This window comes from Bacillus sp. GbtcB14 (assembly GCF_019091205.1).
Taxonomy (GTDB): Bacteria; Bacillota; Bacilli; order Bacillales; family Bacillaceae_G; genus Bacillus_A; species Bacillus_A cereus_AG.
Map to the genome: position 1 here is coordinate 29,552 of NZ_JAGXJT010000004.1, position 22,550 is coordinate 52,101.

Consider the following 22,550-nt stretch of genomic DNA (forward strand, 5'->3'; position numbering starts at 1 on the left):
TCTTTCGGATCTTCTGGTTTCACTTTTGGTTCCTTCGGTTCTTTCGGATCTTCTGGTTTCACTTTTGGTTCCTTCGGATCTTCCGGTATCTTAAAATCTTCTTTTGTTTTCGGTAAAATTGTAACTGTAGGCTCAAGTGGTGGATTTATTTTATCGTCCACTACCGCTTTATTTGTTATCCCTTTACTTGGTGATGCTTTTACCTTCGCTTTAAAAATAATACTACGTTCTTTCGTATCTGTAATTTCTAGATACTTGGCGATTACTTTTCCAAACTCCATTTTTAACTCTATTGGATTTGGCTCAGCACCTTCAAATCTAAGACTATCTTGTACATACTCTAAACCGGCTGGTATTTCATCTTCTACCTTTACCACAGCTAGCTTTCCGTTTTCTACCGTATTTTCAAAGCTAATTCGGTATTCGACTTCTTCTTCTAGCTTCGGTTCTTTATTACTTACTGTCTTCGTCGCTTTTAACTTACCATCTTTATATTCTGGCTTTATTGTCGCTGTCGGTTCTATAACTGGATGGTTCGGATCATCCACATGAATAATCGCTTTATTTGTTATTTCTCCTCCAACTTTTACTGTTTCTTTTACCTTCACTTTAAAGATGATACTTCTTTCTTTCGTATCCATAATTTCCGGATACTTCGCTGTTACTTTTCCATTCTCTACTGTAAGCTCTGTTGGTACAGGCTTATCACCTACAGCCTCCAGGCTATCTTTCACATATTCTAAACCGGCTGGTATTTCATCTTCAATTTTCACATCAACTAACTTCCCGCCATCTACTGTGCCGTTAAAAGTAATTCGATATTCAATCTCTTCTCCTAACTTCGGTTCATGATTACTTACTTCTTTCCTGGCCTCTAGTTTCCCATCTTTATATTGCGGCGTAATTGGTATAAGTGGCTCAACTGGCGGAGTCGTCGGATTATTATCATCCACAATCACCTTGTTTATAATCTCTTTTCCTACTTGTACCGTTTCTTGTACTCGCACTTTAAAGATGATACTTCTTTTTTTCGTATCCGTAATTTCTGGATACTTTGCTGTTACTTTTCCATTCTCAACATGAAGTTCTACTGGATTTGGTTCCGGCCCATCAGACTTTACACTATCTTGTACGTATTCTAAACCGGCTGGAATTTCATCTTCTACCTTTACCTCAGTTAGTTTTCCGTTCTCTATCGTATTTTCAAAGCTAATTCGATATTCTACTTCTTCTCCTAACTTCGGTTCATGATTACTTACTGTTTTTTCTGCTTGTAATGCACCCTCTTTATATTGAGGCTGAATAGCGATAATCGGTTGCTCTGGTGGATTTATTGTATCTTCCACAATCGCCTTATTCACAATTTCCTCGCCTATTTTAGCTTTTTCTTTTACTTTCACTTTAAAGATGATGCTTCTTTCTTTCGTATCCACAATTTCGGGATACTCTGCAAGGACGATCCCATTTTTCACTTTTACATGCAATGGTTTCGGATTCTCTCCCTCAGCTCTTTCACTACCTTCTACAAACTCTAAGCCACTTGGTAATTCATCCTTAATCTTCACCTTCGCTACTTTTCCATGCTCAACTACGTTACGGAAAGTAATTCGATACTCTACTTCTTCTCCTAATTTTGGAGCTGGATTATTTACTGTTTTCTCAGCTTTTAATTTTCCATCCTTATACTCCGGTGTAATAATCGCTTCTGGTTTTTGCGGCGGATTCTTTGGATTATGATCATCCACAATTGCCGTATTCACGATTTTCTTACCGACTTTTGCTGCTTCCGTTACTTTCACCTTAAAGCTAATGCTACGCTCCGCTGTATCAGTGATATTCTCATACTTCGCTGTAATTTTTCCAGCTTCTTCTTTTAACTCTACCGGATTTGGTTCATTACCTTCTGCTTTTAAACTATCCTTCACATACTCTAAACCAGTTGGTAATTGATCCTCAATTTTCACTTCTGCTAGTTTTCCGTTTTCTACCGTATTTTTAAAACTAATTCGGTACTCTACTTCTTCTCCTAGCTTAGGATCTTTTTTACTTACCTTTTTATCAGCTTTAACTTTACCGTCTTTATGCTGCGGTGTAATATCTACTTCCGGTCGCTCTTGTGGATTTTTTGTATCATCAACAATTGCTTTATTTACAATTGCTTTGTCCACTTCAACTGAATCTTTCACCTTCACTTTAAAGATAATGCTTCTTTCTTTCATGTCAGTGATATTGTTATACTTCGCGATAACTTTACCAGCTTCTTCTTTCAACTCTACTGGGACTGGCTTATCACCTTCTGCTTTTAGACTATCCTTCACAAATTCTAAACCAGATGGGATTTCATCTTCTATCTTCACCTCGGCCAGCTTTCCATCTTTCACCGTATTACTAAATGAAATGCGGTATTCGATTTCTTCCCCTAGCTTCGGTTTATGATTATTTACCTTTTTATGAGCATTAATTTTACCGTCTTTATATTGCGGTGTAATTTTAGCTGTCGGTTCAGTTATAGGGTGGTTCGGATCATCCACATGAATAATCGCTTTATTTGTAATGCCCTTGCCTATTGCAACTGAATCTTTCACCTTCACTTTAAAAACGATACTTCTTTCTTTCGTATCCATAATCTCTGAATACTTTGCCATTATCTTACCATTTTCTACTTTCAACTCCACTGGTTTTGGCTCTTCACCTTCAGCCTTTTCGCTTCCTTCTACAAACTCTAATCCAGCTGGAATTTCATCCTCTATCTTCACCTCGGCTAGCTTTCCATCTTTCACCGTATTATTAAAAATAATTCGATATTCGATTTCTTCGCCTAGCTTCGGTTCGTGATTACTTACTTCTTTTCTCGCTTCAATTTTTCCATCTTTATATTGCGGTGTAATCGGTACATAAGGCTCTTCTGGCAGATTCTTTGTATCATCCACAATCGCCTCATTTACGATTTCTTCTCCCGCTTTTACGTTTTCTTTTACCTTCGCTTTAAAGACAATAATTCTTTCCTCTGTATCTGTAATTGCTGGATATTTTGCCATTACCTTATTATTTTTCACCTGTAGCTCTACTGGTTTCGGTTTAGAACCTTCTGCCATGATGCTGCCTTCTACATACTCTAAACCAGTTGGTAATGTATCCTTTATATTTACCTCTGCTAGTTTTCCGTTTTCTACCGTGTTTTTAAAACTAATTCGGTATTCTACTTCTTCTCCTAGTTTCGGTTTATGATTATTCGCTACTTTCTGAGCAGTAATCTTGCCATCTTTATATTGTGGAATAATTGCCACATGCGGCTTTTCTGGCTCGTGTGTTGTATCTACTACGATTGCCTTATTGACAATTTCCTTACCTATTTCTGCCTCTTCTTTTACTTTCACTTTAAAGGCAATGCTTCTTTCTTTCGTATCTGTAATTGCTGGATACTTTGCCAGTACCTTGCCGTTTTCCACTTTCAGTTCTACCGGACTAGGCTTAGAACCTTCTGCTTTTAAACTGTTCTCTACATACTCTAATCCAGTTGGAATTTCATCTTCTACTTTAACCTCAGTTAGCTTCCCGTTTTCTACCGTATTTTTAAAACTAATTCGGTACTCTACTTCTTCCCCTAACTTCGGCTTCTTATTGTTTACAACCTTCTCTGCTTTCAGCTTACCGTCTTTATATTCTGGTGTAATCGTTACTTCCGAGGTTGTTGGATCTTTCGTATCATCAACAACTACTTTATTGACAATACCTTCACCAGCTTTGAAGTCTTCTTTTACTTTCGCTTTAAAGACGATACTTCTTTCTTTTGTATCCGTAATCTCTGGATATTCGGCAATTACTTTTCCATCTTTCACTTGCAATTCTACCGGCTCTGGTTTAGAACCTTCTGCTCGTAAACTATCTTTCACATACTCTAACCCATTCGGTAAATTATCTTCTATTCTCACCTCTGCTAGTTTCCCGTTTTCTACCGTATTTTTAAAGCTAATTCGGTATTCTACTTCTTCTCCTAACTTCGGTGTTTCATTATTTACTACTTTTTTTGCTTCAACTTTTCCATCTTTATGCTGCGGCGTAATTTCTGCCTTCGGTGTTTCTGGTTTGTTTTTCCTATCATCAATAGTTGCTTTATTGACGATTTTTTCACCGATTTTCACTTCTTCTTTTACTTTCACCTTAAAAGTGATACTTCTTTCTTCTGTATCCGTAATCTCTAGATACTTCGCCAGTACCTTACCGTTTTCCACTTTCAATTCCACTGGATCCGGCTTAGAACCTTCTGCTTTCACACTGTTTTCTACATACTCTAAACCTTCTGGTAAAGTATCTTCTATTTTCACCTCTGCTAGTTTTCCGTTTTCTACCGTGTTTTTAAAGCTAATCCGGTATTCTACTTCTTCTCCTAACTTCGGTGTTTCATTATTTACTACTTTTTTTGCTTCAACTTTTCCGTCTTTATGCTGCGGCGTAATTTTCGCTGTCGGTGTTTCTGGCGGATGTTTCGTATCACTCACAATTGCCTGATTGACAATTGTATCGCTCACATTACCTTTTACTTTCACTTTAAAGGTAATACTTCTCTCTTTTGTATCCGTAATTTCTGGATACTTCGCCAGTACCTTACCGTTTTCCACTTTCAATTTCACTGGATCCGGCTTAGAACCCGCTGCTTTTAAACTATCTTTCACGTACTCTAATCCATTTGGTAAATCATCTTCTATTATTACCTCTGTTAGCTTTCCATGTTCTACCGTATTTTTAAAACTAATTCGGTATTCGATTTCTTCTTCTAACTTCGGTGTTTCATTATTTACCGTCTTTTTCGCTTCAAGTTTTCCGTCTTTATACTGCGGCGTAATTTCTACTTTTGGTGTTTCTGGTTTGTTTTTCGTATCATCAATAATTGCTTTATTGACGATTTTTTCACCGACTTTTACTTCTTCTTTTACTTTCACTTTAAAAATGATATTTCTTTCTTCTGTATCCGTAATCTCCGGATACTTCGCCAGTACCTTACCGTTTTCCACTTTTAACTCTACTGGATTTGGTCCGGCACCTTCTGCTTTCAAACTATTTTCTACATACTCTAAACCTTTTGGTAAAATATCTTCTATTTTCACCTCTGTTAGCTTTCCGTTTTCTACCGTATTTTTAAAACTAATTCGGTATTCTACTTCTTCTCCTAACTTCGGTGTTTCATTATTTACGCTTTTCTTTGCTTTAATTTTTCCATCTTTGTGTAATGGCGTAATTTTTGCTTCTGGCTCTTTTGAATCTTTTGTATCATCAACAATTGCCTTATTGATGATTTCCTTGCCTACTTCCGCTTCTTCTTTCACCTTTACTTTAAAGACGATACTTCTTTCTTTCGTATCCGTAATATTTTCATATTCAGCGATAACTTTTCCATCTTTCACATGTAACTTGACTGGAGCCGGTTTATCGCCTTCCGCCTTTTCACTACCCTTTACATACTCTAAACCGTTAGGGATTGTATCCTTTATTTTTACCTTTTCTAGTTTTCCGTTTTCTACCGTATTCTTAAAGCTAATTCGGTATTCCACTTCTTCTCCTAGTTTTGGTGACGGATTATCTACTGTCTTCTTCGAATCAATTATTCCCTCTTTATATTGCGGAGTAATTCTTTCCTCTGGCTTAATCGGCGGATTTTTCGTATCATCAACAATTGCTTTATTGACGATTTCTTTACCTACTTTTGCCTCTTCCTTCACCTTTACTTTAAAGACGATACTGCGTTCTTTCGTATCCATAATATCGATATACTTAGCTTTAACTACTCCAGCTTCAACTGTTAATTCTACTGGACCCGGCGCTTCCCCTTCAGCCTTAACACTATTTTCTATATATTCAAGACCTTCTGGAATTGTATCTTCTATTCGCACCTCTGCTAGTTTTCCGTTCTCTACCGTATTATGAAAACTAATGCGGTACTCGATTTCTTCTCCTAGCTTCGGCTTTTCATTATTAACTACCTTTTTAGCGGCAATTTCACCTTTTTTACTTTGCGGTGTAATAACAACCTTTGCATCAATCGGATCATGTTTCGGATCTTTTGCAACTGCTTTGTTTACAATTGCTTCCCCTACTTTTGCCGTCTCTTTTACTTTCACTTTAAAAACAATACTTCTTTGTTCCATATCCGTAATTTCTGGATATTTTGCAGTTACTTTGCCATTCTCCATTTTTAGTTCTACTGGCTCTGGTTTTATACCTTCCGCTTTCAAACTATCTTTCACGTATTCAACACCTGCAGGTAATGTATCTTCTACCAATACCTTTTCTAGCTTTCCGTTTTCTACCGTATTATGAAATGTAATGCGGTACTCCACTTCTTCTCCTAATTTTGGTGTTTGATTCGTTACGCTTTTATCTACGTCTACTTTACCCTCTTTATAACCTGGCGTAATTTTTTCTTCGGGATGCTCAGACTGTCCATTCGGATCGCTCACAACTGCTTTATTAACAATTGTTTCTCCTATTTTTGCCTCTTCTTTTACTTTCACTTTAAAAATGATGCTTCGCTCTTTCGTATCCGTAATCTCTGGATATTTTGCGATTACCTTACCATTTTCTACTTTTAACTCTACTGGATTTGGTTCAGCACCTTCAGCTCTCTCACTGCCTTGAACAAATTCTAAGTTAGCTGGAATTTCATCTTCTATTGTAACTGCCTCTAGTTTTCCGTTTTCCACCGTATTTTTGAAGCTAATTTGATATTCAACTTCTTCTCCTAGCTTCGGCCTCTTATTTGTTGCTTTTTTCTTTGCATCAATTTTGCCGGCCTTATGCTGTGGTGTAATCTTTTCTTCTAGATCCTTTGGTGGATTTGTTTTATCACTAATAATTGCTTTGTTAACAATTTCTTCACCAATTTTTGCAGTTTCTTTTACTTTTGTTTTAAAAACAATACTTCTTTCTTCCATATCCATAATTTCTGGATACTTTGCAATGATTTTTCCATTTTCGAATTTCAGTTCTACTGGCTCTGGCTGTACACCTTCAGCTTTCAAACTGTCTTTCACAAACTCAAGACTACTCGGTAATTCGTCTTCAATCGTCAATACATCTAGACGTCCATCTTTGATAATGTTTTTAAAAGTAATGCGATACTCTACCTCATCACCTAAACTCGGTGTTTTGTTAGAAGCTATTTTTGTCGCTTCTATTTCTCCAGGAACTTCTTTTGGAAGCGTAACCGTAACATTTGCATCATCTGCAGTTTCATAATTTACCTCGGTACTATCTTTTCCCTTTACAGCAACGATATTTTTTATTGTTGTATCTGATTGTACAGAAGCTTTCACTTTTACTTTGAATGTAATAATGGCACTTTCACCAGGCTGTAACACACCACCGTCTGTAGCATCTGCCCCTTCACCAATACGGAAATCAATTTGATTATTTACAAACTCTGCTTCATCATCATTCGCATCATCAGTTTTTTGTCCTTTATTACTACCAGTAACATATTGAATGGATCCCGGAACATACTCTAAGCGATTATCTAATTTATCAAATCCTTTTACATTAGATACCGGTGCTTGATTGTTCTTCGTATCATTCTTCACTTCAATTTGGTACGTAAACTCTTCACCTGCTTTAATCTCCTTAACTTCTTTACCAGCACTATCTAACGCCTTTTTATCCACTTGTAAGTTTGGAGCATTATGTTCTGTGACGAATGTAGTGTTGTTTAATACATAAATGTCACCGCCGCCACCGTATGCTCTAAAGCGCATTTTCCCTTCTTTTAAATCATTTTTCACTTGCTTTGGACCTTCAAGATGATACGTATGAATATCTGTACTAAATGAATTTGTCCAATCTGGGTTATATCCCTGATATTTTTTTGTAACAAATTCGTTAGTGCCATCTACTTGTACTTCTGTCATAGATGAGTCATTAACATCATTGTCTTTACCGTTAATATTTTTAAACTTTTGATATCCTAACCCAAAATCATACTCTCCATAATCATAGGCATATCCATCATTATCAGCTGGATCACCTTGCGAGGAGAAATAACTAAATTTAGCCTTAAAAGCACCTTCTTTTGGCGTGTTTATTTTATTAACACTAATATCTGTCCAGGCTGTGCTTTTTTGAGAGACTAACCCTTCCCAAATTTTCATATCTTTTACGGTTTCTTTATAGTTTTCATAAACTAATATAAGATTCCAGTTGCCCCAGTAGTAGCCACTGCCTTTTTCAAATTTAATTTGTGGTACATTCGCGATTGTCACCGTTTGAGAAATACCTTGTTTTGCAATCACATTTGTTACGTCAGCATATGCAACATATCCTGCACCACTGCTATAGTGATTTGCAATATACGGTAAATAATCCGCTTTTCGTATACTATCAGCACTTACTTCAGCGTATTGCTTATCTCCCATCTTCATTTTAACGGGCTGTCTTACATCTTCATCGCTAACTCTATAATCTGCCCTTGCATCACTTGGTGTCCCCATAGCTGCTGTCCAGAATAAGTAAGCCTTTTTCACTTTACTTCCAGTTGGAATTTTTGGAAATGCACCTGTTGATGAATTAAAAGTACTATTATCGTTATCAATATCAACCGTCATTTTATTCGTTTTATAACCCATACTTTGTCTTCCATAATGATCCGTGGTCAAACCAAGCGTCACATTACCAGTCTGTACTAAATTACCAGGAGCAATTGTAGAATACAGTGGATCTCCAAACCCTTGCTTATCTCCTGTTTGGATTTGAACCGTTGAAGCATTCTCTGATGCAGCTTGTACTTCTACATCACTCTGATTTTTCGCTTCTTTTTCTAGTTGCTTCTCATCTTTAGCTACTGGTTGCTTTACAAGTTCTGTGTTGGATGTAGGTTTATTTTTATCTTCTACAGATACTTTTAATTTTTCATCCACTTCTTTAGTTTTAGCATCAGCCGGTGACCCGATATTTTTCTTACTATTGTCAGCCTCATCATCAGCATTAGCTTCAACCTTGTCTTCAGAAGGAATCCCTTCAACATCTACAAACATGATCCCTATTTGTACTTGATCTTTTTGCACACTAATCTTTTGTTTGTATTCTTTATTAAAATGCTGCGTGCGACTAGCTTTTATTAATACAGTCATTTTTTCGTGTGACTTTACATCTTGAATTTTAAGATTAGAAGAAAGAAGCTTTCCTCCCTTATCTTTTTCCTCTATATAGAAATCAACTACCTTATTTTCCGGTAATTTCTCCCCGTTTACTTTCATAGATTGAGGAAGGAACATAATTTCATTGTCATTATTTTGTTTAAGCACCAATTCTTGAATTGGTGTATCTCCCGTATTTTCAATCGTATATTGAAATACGTGCTCCCTCTTTGCTACTTCTCCCTTATATATTAAGGCATTCACTTGCTCTGCCTTAATTCTCACATCATTTCCTTGTAACTCATCCCAGCTCTTCTTATTTATCTCTGTAGCAAAAGCGCTAGGTGAAGGTAATATGATGGATAGGAGAAGTGTAATCATCGTTACGACATTAAAACATTTCAACACTTTTTTCATATTTTCTACCTCTCTCCTTTCTATATATTTGCTATCCGTCTACTTCACTTCAGTACCCACCTCATTTAGTAGTCAGGAACATAGCAATATACCCACTCGCAACAACCCGCCCTACGAAGATGCATCATTGAAATTCCTATTTCAACAATATAAACCTCATAGAATATTACTATTTTAATTTATCAAAAATAGCATATATATCGGGTACTTATATAAACCTATAAAACACCTTATGGTATAGGCCTATATAACAGTTTAAGGATACATAAAAAGCTTAACATATCCCTTAATCTATTCATACATACAATAGAAATTCTTCCATTTTTAGTCATTTCAGTTTGTTTTTTATGATTAAAATTTTCAAAAAACAATAACCGTTACATGTAAAAATATGTTATATTAAACAGGAACAAACGTTCTTATTTAAAGGAGGAATTTTTCATGATAAACGAACCTATTATCGTAAAAAAAGAAGCTTTCCAAGCAATCGGTGTTTCGCTTACGACGACAAATGAAATAGAGGCATCTACTGAAGGAAAAATCCCCGGGCTTTGGAACCGCTACTTCCAAGAACAAATCATGCATCAAATCCCAAATCAACAAACAAAAGAAACATTTGCTTTCTACTCAAACTACGAATCAGATGAAACTGGTACATATCAATTTACGATCGGTATGCCCGTTTCTTCATTAGAGGACGTTCCTGAAAATATGACAACTTTAACAATACCTGCCGCTACGTATGCGGTATTTACAACGAGAAAGGGACCAGTTGCTGAAATCGTTTGCGAAGCTTGGGAATATATTTGGAAATGGTCGAAAGAAAATAAACGTGCTTTTACAACAGACTTTGAGCTTTATGATGAAAAAGCAGCAGATCCAACCAACGTACAATTGGATATTTATATCGCATTAGCCTGAACGACAAAAAAGAAGATACCATTTGGTATCTTCTTTTTTGTCGTTAAATAGCCACTGTGCAAATTCATTATTATTGTCTACAATGAGAAAGTGCAGTATAGAAATATTAGAAACTGTATAAAGTGATTGTTAACAGGTTTTTCAGTTTAAATTTGTCACATAGAAAGGAAGCAATATGGAGGAACTACAACAAAATAAATCTGCTTTAGAGGGAAGCGGAAAGCCGTTATTAAAAAATACGAATTTCCTTTTTCTTTGGGCAGCTACACTCTTTTCAAGTTTTGCTTTAGCCTTTTTTACTTTTTCACAAACGTGGTACATAGCAAAAACATTAAACCTTGAGGCTTCACTCGGTGTTGTTTTCGTAGCTCTTAGTGTTCCAAGGCTTATTTTTATGATTATCGGTGGTGCTGTAGCTGATAAATTCCCGAAAAAAAACATTATGTTTTATTCTAATATTATTCGTGCTATTCTTGTCGCAACCATCCTTACATGGTTCATCGTAGGTGATGTAACACTATATACATTTGCTTTATTCGCTTTATTCTTTGGGCTTGCTGATGCTTTTTTCTGGTCCGCTGATGGTTCTATCTTGCCTGAACTTGTAGAAAAAAGCCGTTTAACACAAGCAAATTCACTTACACAAATGACAAATCAAGCATCGGTCATCTTAGGCCCTGTACTTGGCGGAATTCTTATCAAATTTACGAACTATGAAACGATCTTTTCGATCACGATTTTATTACTGATCGTCGCAGCCATACTCGTTCAAAAAATACAATTTACAGTGCCAGAACAGCAAAATACAGACAAAGGCATGTTCACTTCTATTAAAGAAGGAATTTTATACGTAAAGGAATCACCATTCCTTTCCACTTTCCTTCTTTGTAGCGCCTTTCTAAATTTATTTTTAATTGGTCCGATGCAAGTCGGTTTCCCGCTTTTCGTTAAAAATGTTCTGCACGGTGACTCGCTCCAGTTCAGTTACCTAGAAGCATCTGTAGGAGGCGGAATGGCAATAGGCGCTGTCATTGTCGGTTTAAAAAATATTAATCGTAGACGCGGTCTATTTTGCATTATCATGATGCTACTGTCTGGTGTATTCTTCTTATCCATCAACTTTAGTACCGTGCTTTGGCAAGCATTATTAGCTGGCATGTTTTATGGTATTACAATTGCAATGGCTATCGTTCCGCTTATGGCGATGATTCAATCGACAGTAAAAGAAGAAATGATGGGACGCGTAATGAGTTTACTTATGCTATCATCAATGGGATTCATTCCGCTTTCTTATGCATTCACATCAATCGCTCTTGCAATAGGAATTCCAATCGTAACCGTTATGAAAAGCGGTGCAATCGCCGTTATCGTCTTCGTACTATTTGTAGCGATTCGTGTTCCAGTTGTAAGAAAGTTCGATTAGCTACTTGGAGTCATGTATTATACGCATGGCTCTTTTTTAAATGGATCAAATAACGGTATCCCCTTACTTCTTCTCACAGCTGCTCCCCATTCTAATCCAATCTCTAAAAATAGATCCCGCACTGTACTATATAAAAGAGCCCTAACATTTTTACGGATTTCCCCATATTTATACGCTCTCACAACACTCTTCACTCGCCAAATGAGGTTTCCATACACTTCTTCATCAGCTAATATTTGCTCCAGTAAAACACCTTGCTCTAGTAACCCGCTCTTTTTATACGCAAGTTCCACCTTACTCCAAAATATATTAATCTTCTTCGGATTACTCGTCATCGGCACAAGTGCGTATATAAAAGGCTTCGGTATATCATGGCGACAATACGTTTCATCAAGCTCGTACGTTCCTTTTCTTTTTTCTTTTATTTGTGGAATGTTTTTAAAAAGAACTGTTTCCCCCTCACATTTTTGCTCATTTCCACTACAGCCCGCTGCATGATCCTCATTTTCACATGCGGACATTTTCATACGGTCATCCATGCGGTCAATTGCGGATACAAGAAATACATATAAGTTCGCACTATACCCGCCACGCTTATGCCTTTCTTTTGTCGCAACACGCTTTATAATTCCTAGTTCCTCTAACTTTGCAATTGAGCGGCGTACTGTACGAATACTTTTTCCAACATTCGTCGCAATCGTCTCCATTAACGGACAAGCAACTCCTACTGTTTTCTGTTTCTCATTCACCGCATACTTTCCTAAAAAATGAATAATGGTAGCATCCGTTTTATTTAATTGAAATCGATAATATTTCAAAACTTGTTTTTGATATGTATTAAACTCTTCTTTACTTCGAAATTCACTATATGGTTTCATTAAATTATATAAGCTTCCCATTTTTATCACCTCATATATAAGTAAGAGGCAGGAAGAGAAATTGGCGTGACATTGAATATTTTTTTATGGAGATGAAAATATGATCGTAATTAGCGCTTGTTTAGGTGGTATCGCTTGTCGGTATGACGGCAATGACAATCTCGTTTCAAAAATAGAGGAGCTTCTGCAAAAAGAAGATACAGTCCTCATTTGTCCTGAAGTATTAGGAGGACTACCAACACCTCGTCCCTCAGCTGAAATTATTGGCGGGAATGGCGATGACGTTTTGGATGGAAAAGCAAAAGTGATGACGAAAGACGGTGAAGATGTCACAGAAGCTTTCGTAAGTGGTGCTTATAAAGCATTAGAACAAATTAAAGATTTACACCCAGAATATATTATTTTGAAAGAACGTAGTCCATCTTGTGGCAGTGCTACGATTTACACTGGAGAATTTAACGGGAATAAACAAACTGGGTTCGGAGTGACAACTGCTTTATTCAAAAGACATGGATTTACAGTCATTTCAGAAGAGGATTTTGAGGATAAAAAAAGGAATTGACCCTGTTCGTCAATTCCTTTTTATCTGTCTTATTTCACGCTTAATTTTTCTTTCACTTTCGCTGGAAGCTCGTCTTTCTTCACTTCTTCCCAAGCCGTTACACCTTTTTTATCTGAATGATATAAGCGTAAGAACGCTTCTTTACGAAGGTTTTTCACAGCTGTAAATTCTAATTCTTTCTCTTTACCTTCTTTATCAAAAGCAGGTAACTTATACTCAAATGATTTGAATGGCTGACCACCATCAGCTTTTTCATTCTTTTCAATTCCATCAGTCGTAATTTGAACGTAGTACTCATCTTTACCCATACGGTTAATATCACAACCAACTAACAAACTTGCAAATACAACTAAAATACTAAACAGTGCAATGTATCTTTTCATTTCCTTCACCTCATATGTTTTTTCTTATATTCTTATCTTAAAGCCCAGAGCTTAAAGAAGAAATTCAAAAACATGACATGAACATTACACTTTTGTAAGATAATAATTATTTCTTCACTCTAGAAACTGTCATCCCATCACCAATTGGAATAAGTACAGATTCTAACTTCGGATGATTTGCTACTACTTCATTAAATTTCTTCATAACTTCTGTATAACGTTTTTGTTTCGCACCTTCATCCACTACACTACCACCAGCTAGAACATTATCTGTAACAATTAATGCGCCTGGCTTAGCAAGCTGGATGCAGTACGTTAAGTAATTTTCATAATTCTCCTTATCAGCATCGATAAAGAAGAAATCAAATCGCTTATTACCTGCAGCTAATTTTTCAAGACTTTGTAAGGCAGCGCCAGTCATATACGACACTTGTTTTCCAAATCCCGCTTTATGTAGATTGCTATGTGCTATCTCTGCATACTTTTCTTCTAATTCAAGAGAAGTTAACGTACCCTCTTCTCCAAAACCTTTCACAAGACAAATTCCGCTATAACCACCTAATGCACCTATTTCTAAAATATCTTTCGCTCCAGAAATAGAAACTAGCATCGTTAACAGTTTTCCCGAAGAAGGTGATACCGATATCGGCGGCATTTCGTTTTCTTTTATGGAAGCAATCACTTCATCCAAAAGAACATCTTGACCACAAAATACAGAATCAATATAACGATTAATTTGTTTCATCAGATGCAGTCCCTTGCTCTAGATTTACCTTCTCATCTAACGTGGACGCTTCTTCTGTTTCACTCTCATGTATTTCAAATAGTTGTGTAAATTCATTAATAACCAAATCAATTGCCTTTAATTCCCCGATTAAAATTTGCTGAATAGACTGGAATTCTGGCTCACTTAACTGTTGTTTAATTGTCGCTCGTTTTAAATTCATCATTTCTAAAAAGGCAATTGCTCTCCCGCGGCGAAATGTTTTCGGCCCGCGATGATGAGATCCATCTCTCCCCCTATGACGCTCACCACGGTGACGACCTTCTTTCATAAACTTATCTTCTCTCATTTCAAATCCCCCTTTGTATACAAATGTATACGTTTATTTTATAGTTCAAAGTGTATACGTTTGTATACAAAATGTCAAAACAAAAGAAAAACCCTTATAAAAAAGGAATCATTTCACTCCTTTCTCATAAAGATTTCTCTCATGTAAGTCTTTATTCATACTACTCATCTTCCACGCCATTTTTCCCACTTGTTACGAATTTTATCGCATAATTTGCGTATACCGTTTATTACGCCTTCTATTATGCACTCAATTATAATATCTATTACAAGGTATCTCACAAATCTAATTATAGGTTTAATCACGTATCTCCCCAAGAACTCAAAAATATCTTCCATCATGCGTCTCTCCTTCTTGCCCATAGAAATACTACTTTTTGCGTAACCTGCGCTCTGTCACAACCGCTGCGCCTACTGCAGTAGATACCAACAAAAATAGTACAGCGATAACATCCACGATAATGCTATTGAATTTGGATGAGACTCCGACAAATACTAAAGCGGTTGTTATCACTGCTAATAAAATTAGCGTTACTTGATTTTCATTCATCCTTATACTCTCCAATCACTCACGGTTCTCTCTCCAAGACTTTATAAAACTACCGACCATATCAGTAATAACTGCTGCTATTAAGGCCAACGCAAATAGTACTGCCCCTGCACTTAAATATAAGTTTCCGATCATGTCAGTAACGAATAACCCAATTAGTGCGATGAAGGCCAGAATTCTGGTGCTTTTCTTCGCTTTTTTTATTTTCACTTTTATCCTCATGCCATTCATTCCTTTTATGTAATCTGACCATATTATACCAAATAATAATCCTACTATAACTTTGCACATCTTCTTCATACACATAAACCAACTTCTAATAATGCAAAAGAAAAAAATAATCATTCCTTATCCAACTAACGGTTTCGTTTTCAATATGTGAAAAGGGATTTCTAGATGATGGAGTGAATATATATTTATTGTTTTCTAAATTTTGAGCGAAAATTTTTTACATAAGTTTCACTCTGTCCTAATTTAAAGTTTTCGAGAGGAGAAATGATATGAATCCTATTTTATTAGATGTTCCGTTACAAATAGAAACAGATAGACTCATTCTTCGAGCGCCACTTCAAGCTGGTGAAGGGAATATAGTACACCAAGCTATTAAAGATTCAATTAGTGAATTAAAGCAGTGGTTGTCTTTATTCCGGTCAATTCCTACTGTTGAAGAAACGGAAATTCTCCTGAGAAATGCGCATATAGATTTTTTGAAAAGAGAAAGCTTTCGCTATCTTATCTACCATAAGGAGACGAAGGATTTTATTGGAACCGCTAGCCTTCACAGAATTGATTGGAAGGTTTCTAAATGTGAAATTGGATACTGGATTAGCACGCAATTTAGTGGCAATGGATATATGACAGAAGTAGTAAATGCGTTAATAAACCTTGGATTTCAGTTTTTCAAATTTAGAAGGATTGAAATACGATGTGAACGTAATAACACGAAAAGTCGTGCGATTCCTGAAAAACTAGACTTTGAACTTGAAGGGATATTACGTAATGAAGATTTTTCAGCTGACGGCAAACAACTAACTGATACTTGCATCTATGCAAAGATAAATTAGATTTAAACATTCGTTGTGCAACCTATCTTAGGGCCGGCTTCTAAATTTGGAAGGCAACGTTTTGATTTTTTACGAAAAAAGAAAAGACCTCCTTAACGATTTTATTTCATCGCTAAAAAGGTCTTTCTCTATTTCTGCTAAAAACTTAGCACTCTTCTGGCTTACCAGCATTCGATGCTGTACGGAAAGATGATCCACATCCGCATGATGCGATTGCGTTTGGATTGTCGATTGTGAATCCGCCGCCAAGCATAGATTGTTTATAATCAATTTTTACTCCTTTAACAATTGGAGCACTTTCTGTATCGATAACAAATTCAACACCGAAAAATTCAAGAACTGTGTCGTCTTCTTTTGGTTCTACTTCAAATCCTAAGCCGTAAGAAAGGCCAGTACATCCGCCGCCATGTACAGCAAGGCGCACGTACTTCTCTCCATCTTCAGCATCTTTTAACATATCTTTAATTTGAAAAGCTGCTTGTTCTGTAACTTCAATCATGAAATACACCATCCTTTCTGTTCTCATTCTATTATACATCTTTACGCTTCTATCTTGTACTCATACACTCCGCGGCAAATTACTTCTGCTGGTCCTTTCATTAACACATTGCCTTCTTCTGTCCATGCAATCATTAAATCGCCGCCAGCTAAATGAACTGTAATTTCCTTACCACGTTCCATTTTCCCATTTAAAATAGAGGCTACAACTGCAGCACATGCCCCTGTTCCGCAAGCTTGTGTGACACCAGATCCTCGTTCCCAAACGCGGAAGTTCATCTCTGCATCATTCAAAATCTCGATGAATTCAACATTTACTCGCTCTGGGAACATTTCATGTGTCTCAAGGACTGGACCAAGTGTTGTAAGGGGTGCTTGTTCTACATCATCAACAAAAATAACCGCATGCGGATTCCCCATTGAAACAGCTGTAAATGCATAACGATGATTATTGTATAAGAAGTTTTCACGAATAAATGGTGTGTCCCCTTCACCAAGCATCGGGATTTCTGCATGTGTTAAACGCGGTGCTCCCATATCGATTTTCGCTAATGTAACTTTCCCTTCTTCTACCGTTACTTCCGCCGTTACAATGCCAGCTAACGTTTCAATTTTGAAAACTGTTTCTTCTACCAGTTTATGCTCATACGCATATTTCGCTACGCAGCGTAAACCGTTACCGCAGCTCTTTCCTTCTGATCCATCATTATTAAACATGCGCATTTTCACTGGAGCTACGTCAGATGGACAAATTAAAATCATTCCATCTGCTCCAATACCAGTATTAATATTTGAAACCTTTTCCGCCACAAGAGCTAAATCTTCTTCAAGAATTTGTTCTTCAAACATATTTACATATATATAACTATTGCCAAGACCATGCATTTTTGTAAAAGAAAATTGGCTCATTTGTACTCACTCCAAAAATAGTTTGTTATTTTAAGTATAAAATGCATGCTTTTAGAACACAATATGAATGTCCCCCGTTTCTCATATTTGACAACATTTGGCGATGAGCCATTCTTGCACAAATCGTGTAAGAAAAAGCCCTTCTACAAGGGTCTTTTTTTATTTATCCCGCATTAACGGACAGTAAGACCTCCACTTCAAAATTCAACGAAAGCAAAGAAATTAGGTGGGGATCAACTGTCCGTAAAAGCCCGATTGGTTCAACTAATAATCATTTGGGGATGAATCCCCAAATGATTAAAGTTTCACTTTATATACAATATTATCCTCCCCCGCGAAAGAAGATTTTATCTAATAGAAAAAGAAAAAGGTGCTGCTGATTGCAACACCTTAAAACATTGGATTTTCATCCAAATACTCATATACATTATTGACAAGTTCTTCTACTGTAGCACCTTGTACTACCTCACCATTTACAAGTGCAAACGGCCCTTCAAAACAAATGCCACAATATCCTAAACAACCATACTCCATTACATCTAAATTCGGATCTTTTTCTAATTTCTCTAAAGCTGCTTGTGAGCCACTCGCAAGGTTACCTACACAAAATTCAATTAATGGTTTAATCAAAATTCTCCCCCCTGTACTACAAAACAAATTACCTTCTGACTTTATATATAAGAAGAAAACTAAGCTGTCTCTTGTTGTTTTCGTTATACATTCTAAACTATTTAGTTGCTTCACTATTTCACTTCAAAGTAGATGGTCTTATTTTATATAACATGCTATTCATAATGAAATAGTAACTAGAAAAGAAAAACAGTTTACTTTACTTTTCTTCTTATTGTACAACAGAGTATTCATTCATGCATTGTTATTTGTTCACAAATTCGATATAATTTGATTGAGTAAAGTCGAAATATTTTATTAATATAAAATTGTGTGATTAGGGGATATTTCAACAGAAAAGGGGTAATCCATCATGAAACACCTCGTAATACTAGGTGGCGGCTACGGTGGAATGAGAATTCTGCAACGGCTACTTCCAAGCAACCAACTTCCGGATGATGTACAAGTGACATTAATCGACAAAGTACCATACCATTGTTTCAAAACTGAATATTATGCATTAGTTGCGGGTACTATTTCAGAAACGCATATTCGCATACCGTTTCCTGAGCACCCACGCCTTAATATTCAATACGGCACAATAACAAATATTGATCTCGAAGAAAAAGCTGTTCACCTTGATGGCGGCGAAGCAATCCAATATGATGATTTAATTATTGGACTTGGCTGTGAAGATAAATATCATAACGTTCCTGGAGCAAAGGAATATACACACAGTCTACAATCAATTGAACAAACACGTAAGACATATGAACAATTAAATAGCCTAGAACCGAATGCAACAGTTGCTGTTGTTGGTGCTGGCTTAAGCGGTGTTGAAGTTGCAAGTGAACTTCGCGAAAGCCGTTCTGATTTAAAAATCTACTTATTTGATCGAAAAGATAGAATTCTATTCCCATATCCAGAGAAACTAAGTAGATACGTAGAAGAATGGTTCGTAAAACATAAAGTTAACATTATACGAAACTCTAACATTACAAAAGTAGAACCAAACATTGTGTACAACCACGATGAACCACTTGAATGTGATGCAATCGTCTGGACAGCTGGTATTCAAGCAAATGAAGTTGTTCGAAACCTCCCAGTTGAACAAGATGGTAGCGGACGGGTTGTTTTAACAAAATATCACAATATTCCAAATAACGAGCACGTGTATGTTGTAGGAGATTGCGCAGCACTTCCACACGCACCATCTGCCCAACTTGCTGAAGGTCAAGGAGAACAAATTGTCCAAATATTATTAAAACGTTGGAATAATGAAGCACTCCCTGATGAACTACCTGTTATCAAATTAAAAGGTGTTCTCGGTTCTCTCGGTAAAAAACACGGATTTGGTTTACTAGCAAACCAACCATTAATGGGACGTGTACCGAGATTATTAAAATCCGGTCTTCTTTGGATGTACAAATATCATAAAGGTTAATACTTTACAGACTGTCTACTAAGTAGGCAGCCTCTTTTATGAGTTAAAATATAATTATCAGACACATCTTTCTCAATATGGATGATGAATTATTTTTCATTTTCATATTAAAAACTATTGATAAACAGTGTATGCTATTTATAAGTTGTTTTATTATTTCCTTTAAGACCGAAGTCATTCGGTCTTATTTTTTGCGTTGTAAATACTTTTACAGGAGGCATTCCATTTTACTTATGAACTTAACGAAACTAAACGATCGAATAGAAGCGAAGAAGAAAGAATTGATCTATCTCGTTGAAAAGTACGGATTCACTCATGATAAAGTGGTTTCTTTCAGCCAAGAATTAGATCGTTTACTTAACTTATTAATAGAACTCAAGACGAAGAAAAAACGTTGCTCTTTATAACCGTTATCTTCTCTTTTTTGATACGATATAAAGTGAAACTTTAATCAGTAGGGGTTTTGTTCATCCCCCACTGATTATTAGCCTTCACCAATCGGGCTTTTACGGGCAGTTGATTCCCCACCTAACTTCTTTGCTTTCGCTGAATTTTGAGGTGGGGGGCTTACTGCCCGCAAATAGCGGATAACTAGAATCAGAAAGGAGCCATTTATGTTTATATTAAAAGACGTTACATATAAAGATATACTACACATTCCTTATTTACAGATTCAAAAAGAAAAAATCACATGTATTATCGGTGAGAGTGGGAGCGGAAAAAGTACATTGCTCCGCATGTTAAATGATTTGCAATCTCCAACATCCGGCACAATTGAATATAACGGAAAACTAATTTCTGATTATCCCCCTATTCAGTTACGACGTGACGTAGTCATGCTTGGGCAAACGCCACCTATTTTTGATGGAACGATTAAAGACAATCTATTAATGGGACTTCGTTTTTCTGAAAAACCATTTCCAAATGATGATGCCTTGCGAAGTGCATTAACGACTGTTAGCTTAGAAAAAAATTTAGAAGACAACACTGATTCATTATCAGGCGGGGAAAAACAACGACTTGCTTTTGCACGTATCGTACTTATGGATTCACCTGTTTATTTATTAGATGAACCAACCTCGGCACTAGATAGCGATACAGAACGCCGCGTTATGAAACAATTTACTATACTAGCAAGAGAAAAGAAAAAAACAGTTATCTTCATTACACACTCACAACAGCTTCCAGAAGAAATTGCAGACGATATTATTGAAATTAGTAAAGCAAACGGTGCAACTAGAAAGGAAGTGCTCTCAGTTGAAGGGCGTTATTGAACTCCAAATTTGGCAACTTGCCGCTGCATATATTTTTATTCTCATATTAATTGGACTTGTAAAACTAAAAGGGATTCCGCGTGAAAAACAAATTGCGCTCGCAACATTCCGTATGACAATTCAGCTCGTACTTGTTGCATATGTCCTTACATACGTATTTGAAAATAGTAATCCATTTTATACAATTGCTCTTATTACTTCTATTACTACCTTTGCAATTTTTAATATTTATAAACGAGTTAACATCCCAATGTCAAAAGACTTAAAACGAGTAGCCGCTCTTTCCATGGTTGCCGGATCAATTGGGCCACTTCTACTATTTATCTTTGTTATTATCGGTCATGATCCTTGGTATGCGCCGCAATATATCGTTCCGATTACGGGAATGTTAGTTGGGAATGCGATGACAGGTGTTTCTCTCGGTGCAAATACGTTCTTAAACAATATGAAATCACAAAGAGGTCAAATTGAAGGAGCACTTATGCTCGGCGCAACACCGAAAGAAGCAACTGCTCCACTCATACGCGACGCTTTTGACTCTGCTATTTTGCCAACAATCAACTCCATGGTCGGAATGGGAATTATAAGCCTACCAGGCATGATGACAGGACAAATATTAGCTGGTATATCACCTTTTACAGCTATTCAATATCAAATTGCTATCATACTCGGTATTTCAGGAAGTACTGCCTTTGCTGTCATTATCTTTTTACAGCTTGGATATAAAACATTCTTTAATAAGCGGTGTCAGTTGAAAGAGATTGACTATGGCGGGCGATAAATGATGCACCGTTCATGGTAAATAAAATTATATCGACGATTTTTGAAATATATCGACTTACCAACCAAAATTTACAATAAAAAAAGAGGAGGCTACTCGCCTCCTCTTTTTACTTACGCCTTCTTAACGAATTGTGATTTTAACTTCATAGCGCCGAAACCGTCGATTTTGCAATCAATATCGTGATCGCCATCAACTAGACGGATACTCTTTACTTTCGTACCGATCTTCACAACTGAAGAAGTTCCTTTTACTTTTAAATCTTTAATGACAGTAACAGCATCGCCGTCTTGAAGAACGTTTCCGTTCGCATCTTTTACAACTTTTGCACCATCATTATTTTCAGCTTCTGCTTCTTGGCCCCACTCATGAGCACATTCTGGGCATACGAAAAGAACGCCATCCTCATACGTATATTCTGAATTACATTTTGGACAATTTGGTAAAGTAGCCATAAATTCATTTCCTCCGTTCATTATTTATACGTAAAAATCAAAATTGATGTTTACATCTCGATAAATAAAATTTGTATAGCATTTCTTTATAGTGCCATAGTCTCACGTTATTGACAAGCCTACCTCAAATTCTCATTTTTTATTGTATTTTACAAATTTTCAATTCGTATGGTGTTTCCAATAAAAAA

Annotated in this window: 19 protein-coding genes; 8 read left to right on the forward strand and 11 right to left on the reverse strand. The window is 36.4% G+C overall.

Annotation, left to right across the window (positions count from 1 at the left end; all coding sequences use genetic code 11):
- Positions 1–9,539 (reverse strand): isopeptide-forming domain-containing fimbrial protein (locus KVT31_RS12760; protein WP_254637203.1); only part of this gene is annotated, 9,539 nt, incomplete at its 3' end.
- Positions 9,540–9,980: 441 nt separating this feature from the next.
- Here KVT31_RS12760 and KVT31_RS12765 point away from each other — a divergent pair.
- Both KVT31_RS12765 and KVT31_RS12770 read left to right on the forward strand, forming a co-directional pair.
- Entirely contained in the window at positions 9,981–10,460 is a 480-nt protein-coding gene (locus KVT31_RS12765) for a GyrI-like domain-containing protein (RefSeq protein ID WP_088098233.1), read from the forward strand.
- A gap of 175 nt (positions 10,461–10,635) precedes the next feature.
- Positions 10,636–11,883 carry an MFS transporter gene (locus tag KVT31_RS12770; RefSeq protein WP_088098234.1) on the forward strand — a complete coding sequence of 416 codons (1,248 nt, stop codon included), beginning with the start codon at positions 10,636–10,638 and terminating at the stop codon, positions 11,881–11,883.
- 17 nt (positions 11,884–11,900) lie between these two features.
- Here KVT31_RS12770 and KVT31_RS12775 read toward each other — a convergent pair whose 3' ends face one another.
- The gene (locus KVT31_RS12775; RefSeq protein ID WP_088098235.1) at positions 11,901–12,782 is read right to left on the reverse strand and encodes a helix-turn-helix domain-containing protein; all 882 of its coding nucleotides are present in this window, start codon (positions 12,780–12,782) and stop codon (positions 11,901–11,903) included.
- 79 nt (positions 12,783–12,861) lie between these two features.
- On the opposite strand from KVT31_RS12775, the gene KVT31_RS12780 reads away from it, so the two are divergent.
- Positions 12,862–13,323, forward strand: a complete 462-nt coding sequence (locus KVT31_RS12780; RefSeq protein WP_088098236.1) for a 2-thiouracil desulfurase family protein — start codon at positions 12,862–12,864, stop codon at positions 13,321–13,323.
- A gap of 29 nt (positions 13,324–13,352) precedes the next feature.
- Here the strand turns inward: KVT31_RS12780 and KVT31_RS12785 are convergent, their stop codons facing one another.
- The 5 genes from KVT31_RS12785 to KVT31_RS12805 form a co-directional block, all read right to left on the reverse strand.
- A complete protein-coding gene (locus KVT31_RS12785) occupies positions 13,353–13,706 on the reverse strand; it encodes a YxeA family protein (protein ID WP_088098237.1) in 354 nt (117 codons plus the stop codon).
- Between the two features lie 106 nt (positions 13,707–13,812).
- Positions 13,813–14,451 (reverse strand): O-methyltransferase, encoded by a 639-nt coding sequence (locus KVT31_RS12790; RefSeq protein WP_088098238.1) that lies wholly within the window; start codon positions 14,449–14,451, stop codon positions 13,813–13,815.
- Positions 14,438–14,779 carry a hypothetical protein gene (locus KVT31_RS12795; RefSeq protein ID WP_088098239.1) on the reverse strand — a complete coding sequence of 114 codons (342 nt, stop codon included), beginning with the start codon at positions 14,777–14,779 and terminating at the stop codon, positions 14,438–14,440. The genes KVT31_RS12790 and KVT31_RS12795 overlap by 14 nt, the downstream gene beginning before the upstream one ends.
- A 369-nt stretch (positions 14,780–15,148) precedes the next feature.
- A complete protein-coding gene (locus tag KVT31_RS12800) occupies positions 15,149–15,328 on the reverse strand; it encodes a hypothetical protein (protein WP_088098240.1) in 180 nt (59 codons plus the stop codon).
- A gap of 15 nt (positions 15,329–15,343) precedes the next feature.
- Complete coding sequence (locus tag KVT31_RS12805; RefSeq protein ID WP_249276727.1) at positions 15,344–15,628, reverse strand: hypothetical protein; 285 nt, start codon at positions 15,626–15,628, stop codon at positions 15,344–15,346.
- Positions 15,629–15,828: 200 nt separating this feature from the next.
- Between KVT31_RS12805 and KVT31_RS12810 the strand changes: the two genes are divergently transcribed.
- Positions 15,829–16,392, forward strand: a complete 564-nt coding sequence (locus KVT31_RS12810; RefSeq protein ID WP_088098241.1) for a GNAT family N-acetyltransferase — start codon at positions 15,829–15,831, stop codon at positions 16,390–16,392.
- A gap of 145 nt (positions 16,393–16,537) precedes the next feature.
- Here KVT31_RS12810 and KVT31_RS12815 read toward each other — a convergent pair whose 3' ends face one another.
- From KVT31_RS12815 to KVT31_RS12825, 3 genes are all read right to left on the reverse strand, one after another.
- Positions 16,538–16,891 (reverse strand): HesB/IscA family protein, encoded by a 354-nt coding sequence (locus tag KVT31_RS12815; RefSeq protein WP_000573829.1) that lies wholly within the window; start codon positions 16,889–16,891, stop codon positions 16,538–16,540.
- A 41-nt stretch (positions 16,892–16,932) separates the two neighbouring features.
- Complete coding sequence (gene dapF / locus KVT31_RS12820; RefSeq protein WP_088098242.1) at positions 16,933–17,799, reverse strand: diaminopimelate epimerase; 867 nt, start codon at positions 17,797–17,799, stop codon at positions 16,933–16,935.
- A gap of 390 nt (positions 17,800–18,189) precedes the next feature.
- The gene (locus KVT31_RS12825; RefSeq protein WP_000595026.1) at positions 18,190–18,429 is read right to left on the reverse strand and encodes a YuzB family protein; all 240 of its coding nucleotides are present in this window, start codon (positions 18,427–18,429) and stop codon (positions 18,190–18,192) included.
- Between the two features lie 352 nt (positions 18,430–18,781).
- Between KVT31_RS12825 and KVT31_RS12830 the strand changes: the two genes are divergently transcribed.
- The 4 genes from KVT31_RS12830 to KVT31_RS12845 all read left to right on the forward strand — a co-directional run bounded on the left by KVT31_RS12830 (position 18,782) and on the right by KVT31_RS12845 (position 21,907).
- Positions 18,782–19,852 (forward strand): NAD(P)/FAD-dependent oxidoreductase, encoded by a 1,071-nt coding sequence (locus KVT31_RS12830; protein ID WP_088098243.1) that lies wholly within the window; start codon positions 18,782–18,784, stop codon positions 19,850–19,852.
- Positions 19,853–20,085: 233 nt separating this feature from the next.
- Entirely contained in the window at positions 20,086–20,259 is a 174-nt protein-coding gene (locus KVT31_RS12835; RefSeq protein WP_140392589.1) for an aspartyl-phosphate phosphatase Spo0E family protein, read from the forward strand.
- Positions 20,260–20,466: 207 nt separating this feature from the next.
- A complete protein-coding gene (locus KVT31_RS12840) occupies positions 20,467–21,126 on the forward strand; it encodes an ABC transporter ATP-binding protein (protein ID WP_088098245.1) in 660 nt (219 codons plus the stop codon).
- The gene (locus KVT31_RS12845) at positions 21,110–21,907 is read left to right on the forward strand and encodes an ABC transporter permease (RefSeq protein ID WP_088098246.1); all 798 of its coding nucleotides are present in this window, start codon (positions 21,110–21,112) and stop codon (positions 21,905–21,907) included. Before KVT31_RS12840 ends, KVT31_RS12845 begins: the two co-directional genes overlap by 17 nt.
- 113 nt (positions 21,908–22,020) lie before the next feature.
- Here the strand turns inward: KVT31_RS12845 and phnA are convergent, their stop codons facing one another.
- A complete protein-coding gene (gene phnA / locus KVT31_RS12850) occupies positions 22,021–22,362 on the reverse strand; it encodes an alkylphosphonate utilization operon protein PhnA (protein ID WP_000212737.1) in 342 nt (113 codons plus the stop codon).
- Between the last annotated feature and the right edge of the window lie 188 nt (positions 22,363–22,550).

Excerpts from the sequence above, each read along its gene's own strand:
- KVT31_RS12775 (WP_088098235.1), bottom strand. The coding sequence starts at position 12,782 with ATGGGAAGCTTATATAATTTAATGAAACCATATAGTGAATTTCGAAGT.
- KVT31_RS12830 (WP_088098243.1), top strand. The coding sequence starts at position 18,782 with ATGAAACACCTCGTAATACTAGGTGGCGGCTACGGTGGAATGAGAATT.
- KVT31_RS12810 (WP_088098241.1), top strand. The coding sequence starts at position 15,829 with ATGAATCCTATTTTATTAGATGTTCCGTTACAAATAGAAACAGATAGA.
- KVT31_RS12815 (WP_000573829.1), bottom strand. The coding sequence starts at position 16,891 with ATGATTGAAGTTACAGAACAAGCAGCTTTTCAAATTAAAGATATGTTA.
- KVT31_RS12790 (WP_088098238.1), bottom strand. The coding sequence starts at position 14,451 with ATGAAACAAATTAATCGTTATATTGATTCTGTATTTTGTGGTCAAGAT.
- KVT31_RS12765 (WP_088098233.1), top strand. The coding sequence starts at position 9,981 with ATGATAAACGAACCTATTATCGTAAAAAAAGAAGCTTTCCAAGCAATC.
- phnA (WP_000212737.1), bottom strand. The coding sequence starts at position 22,362 with ATGGCTACTTTACCAAATTGTCCAAAATGTAATTCAGAATATACGTAT.
- KVT31_RS12795 (WP_088098239.1), bottom strand. The coding sequence starts at position 14,779 with ATGAGAGAAGATAAGTTTATGAAAGAAGGTCGTCACCGTGGTGAGCGT.
- dapF (WP_088098242.1), bottom strand. The coding sequence starts at position 17,799 with ATGAGCCAATTTTCTTTTACAAAAATGCATGGTCTTGGCAATAGTTAT.
- KVT31_RS12770 (WP_088098234.1), top strand. The coding sequence starts at position 10,636 with ATGGAGGAACTACAACAAAATAAATCTGCTTTAGAGGGAAGCGGAAAG.
- KVT31_RS12780 (WP_088098236.1), top strand. The coding sequence starts at position 12,862 with ATGATCGTAATTAGCGCTTGTTTAGGTGGTATCGCTTGTCGGTATGAC.
- KVT31_RS12785 (WP_088098237.1), bottom strand. The coding sequence starts at position 13,706 with ATGAAAAGATACATTGCACTGTTTAGTATTTTAGTTGTATTTGCAAGT.
- KVT31_RS12835 (WP_140392589.1), top strand. The coding sequence starts at position 20,086 with ATGAACTTAACGAAACTAAACGATCGAATAGAAGCGAAGAAGAAAGAA.
- KVT31_RS12840 (WP_088098245.1), top strand. The coding sequence starts at position 20,467 with ATGTTTATATTAAAAGACGTTACATATAAAGATATACTACACATTCCT.
- KVT31_RS12805 (WP_249276727.1), bottom strand. The coding sequence starts at position 15,628 with ATGAAGAAGATGTGCAAAGTTATAGTAGGATTATTATTTGGTATAATA.
- KVT31_RS12800 (WP_088098240.1), bottom strand. The coding sequence starts at position 15,328 with ATGAATGAAAATCAAGTAACGCTAATTTTATTAGCAGTGATAACAACC.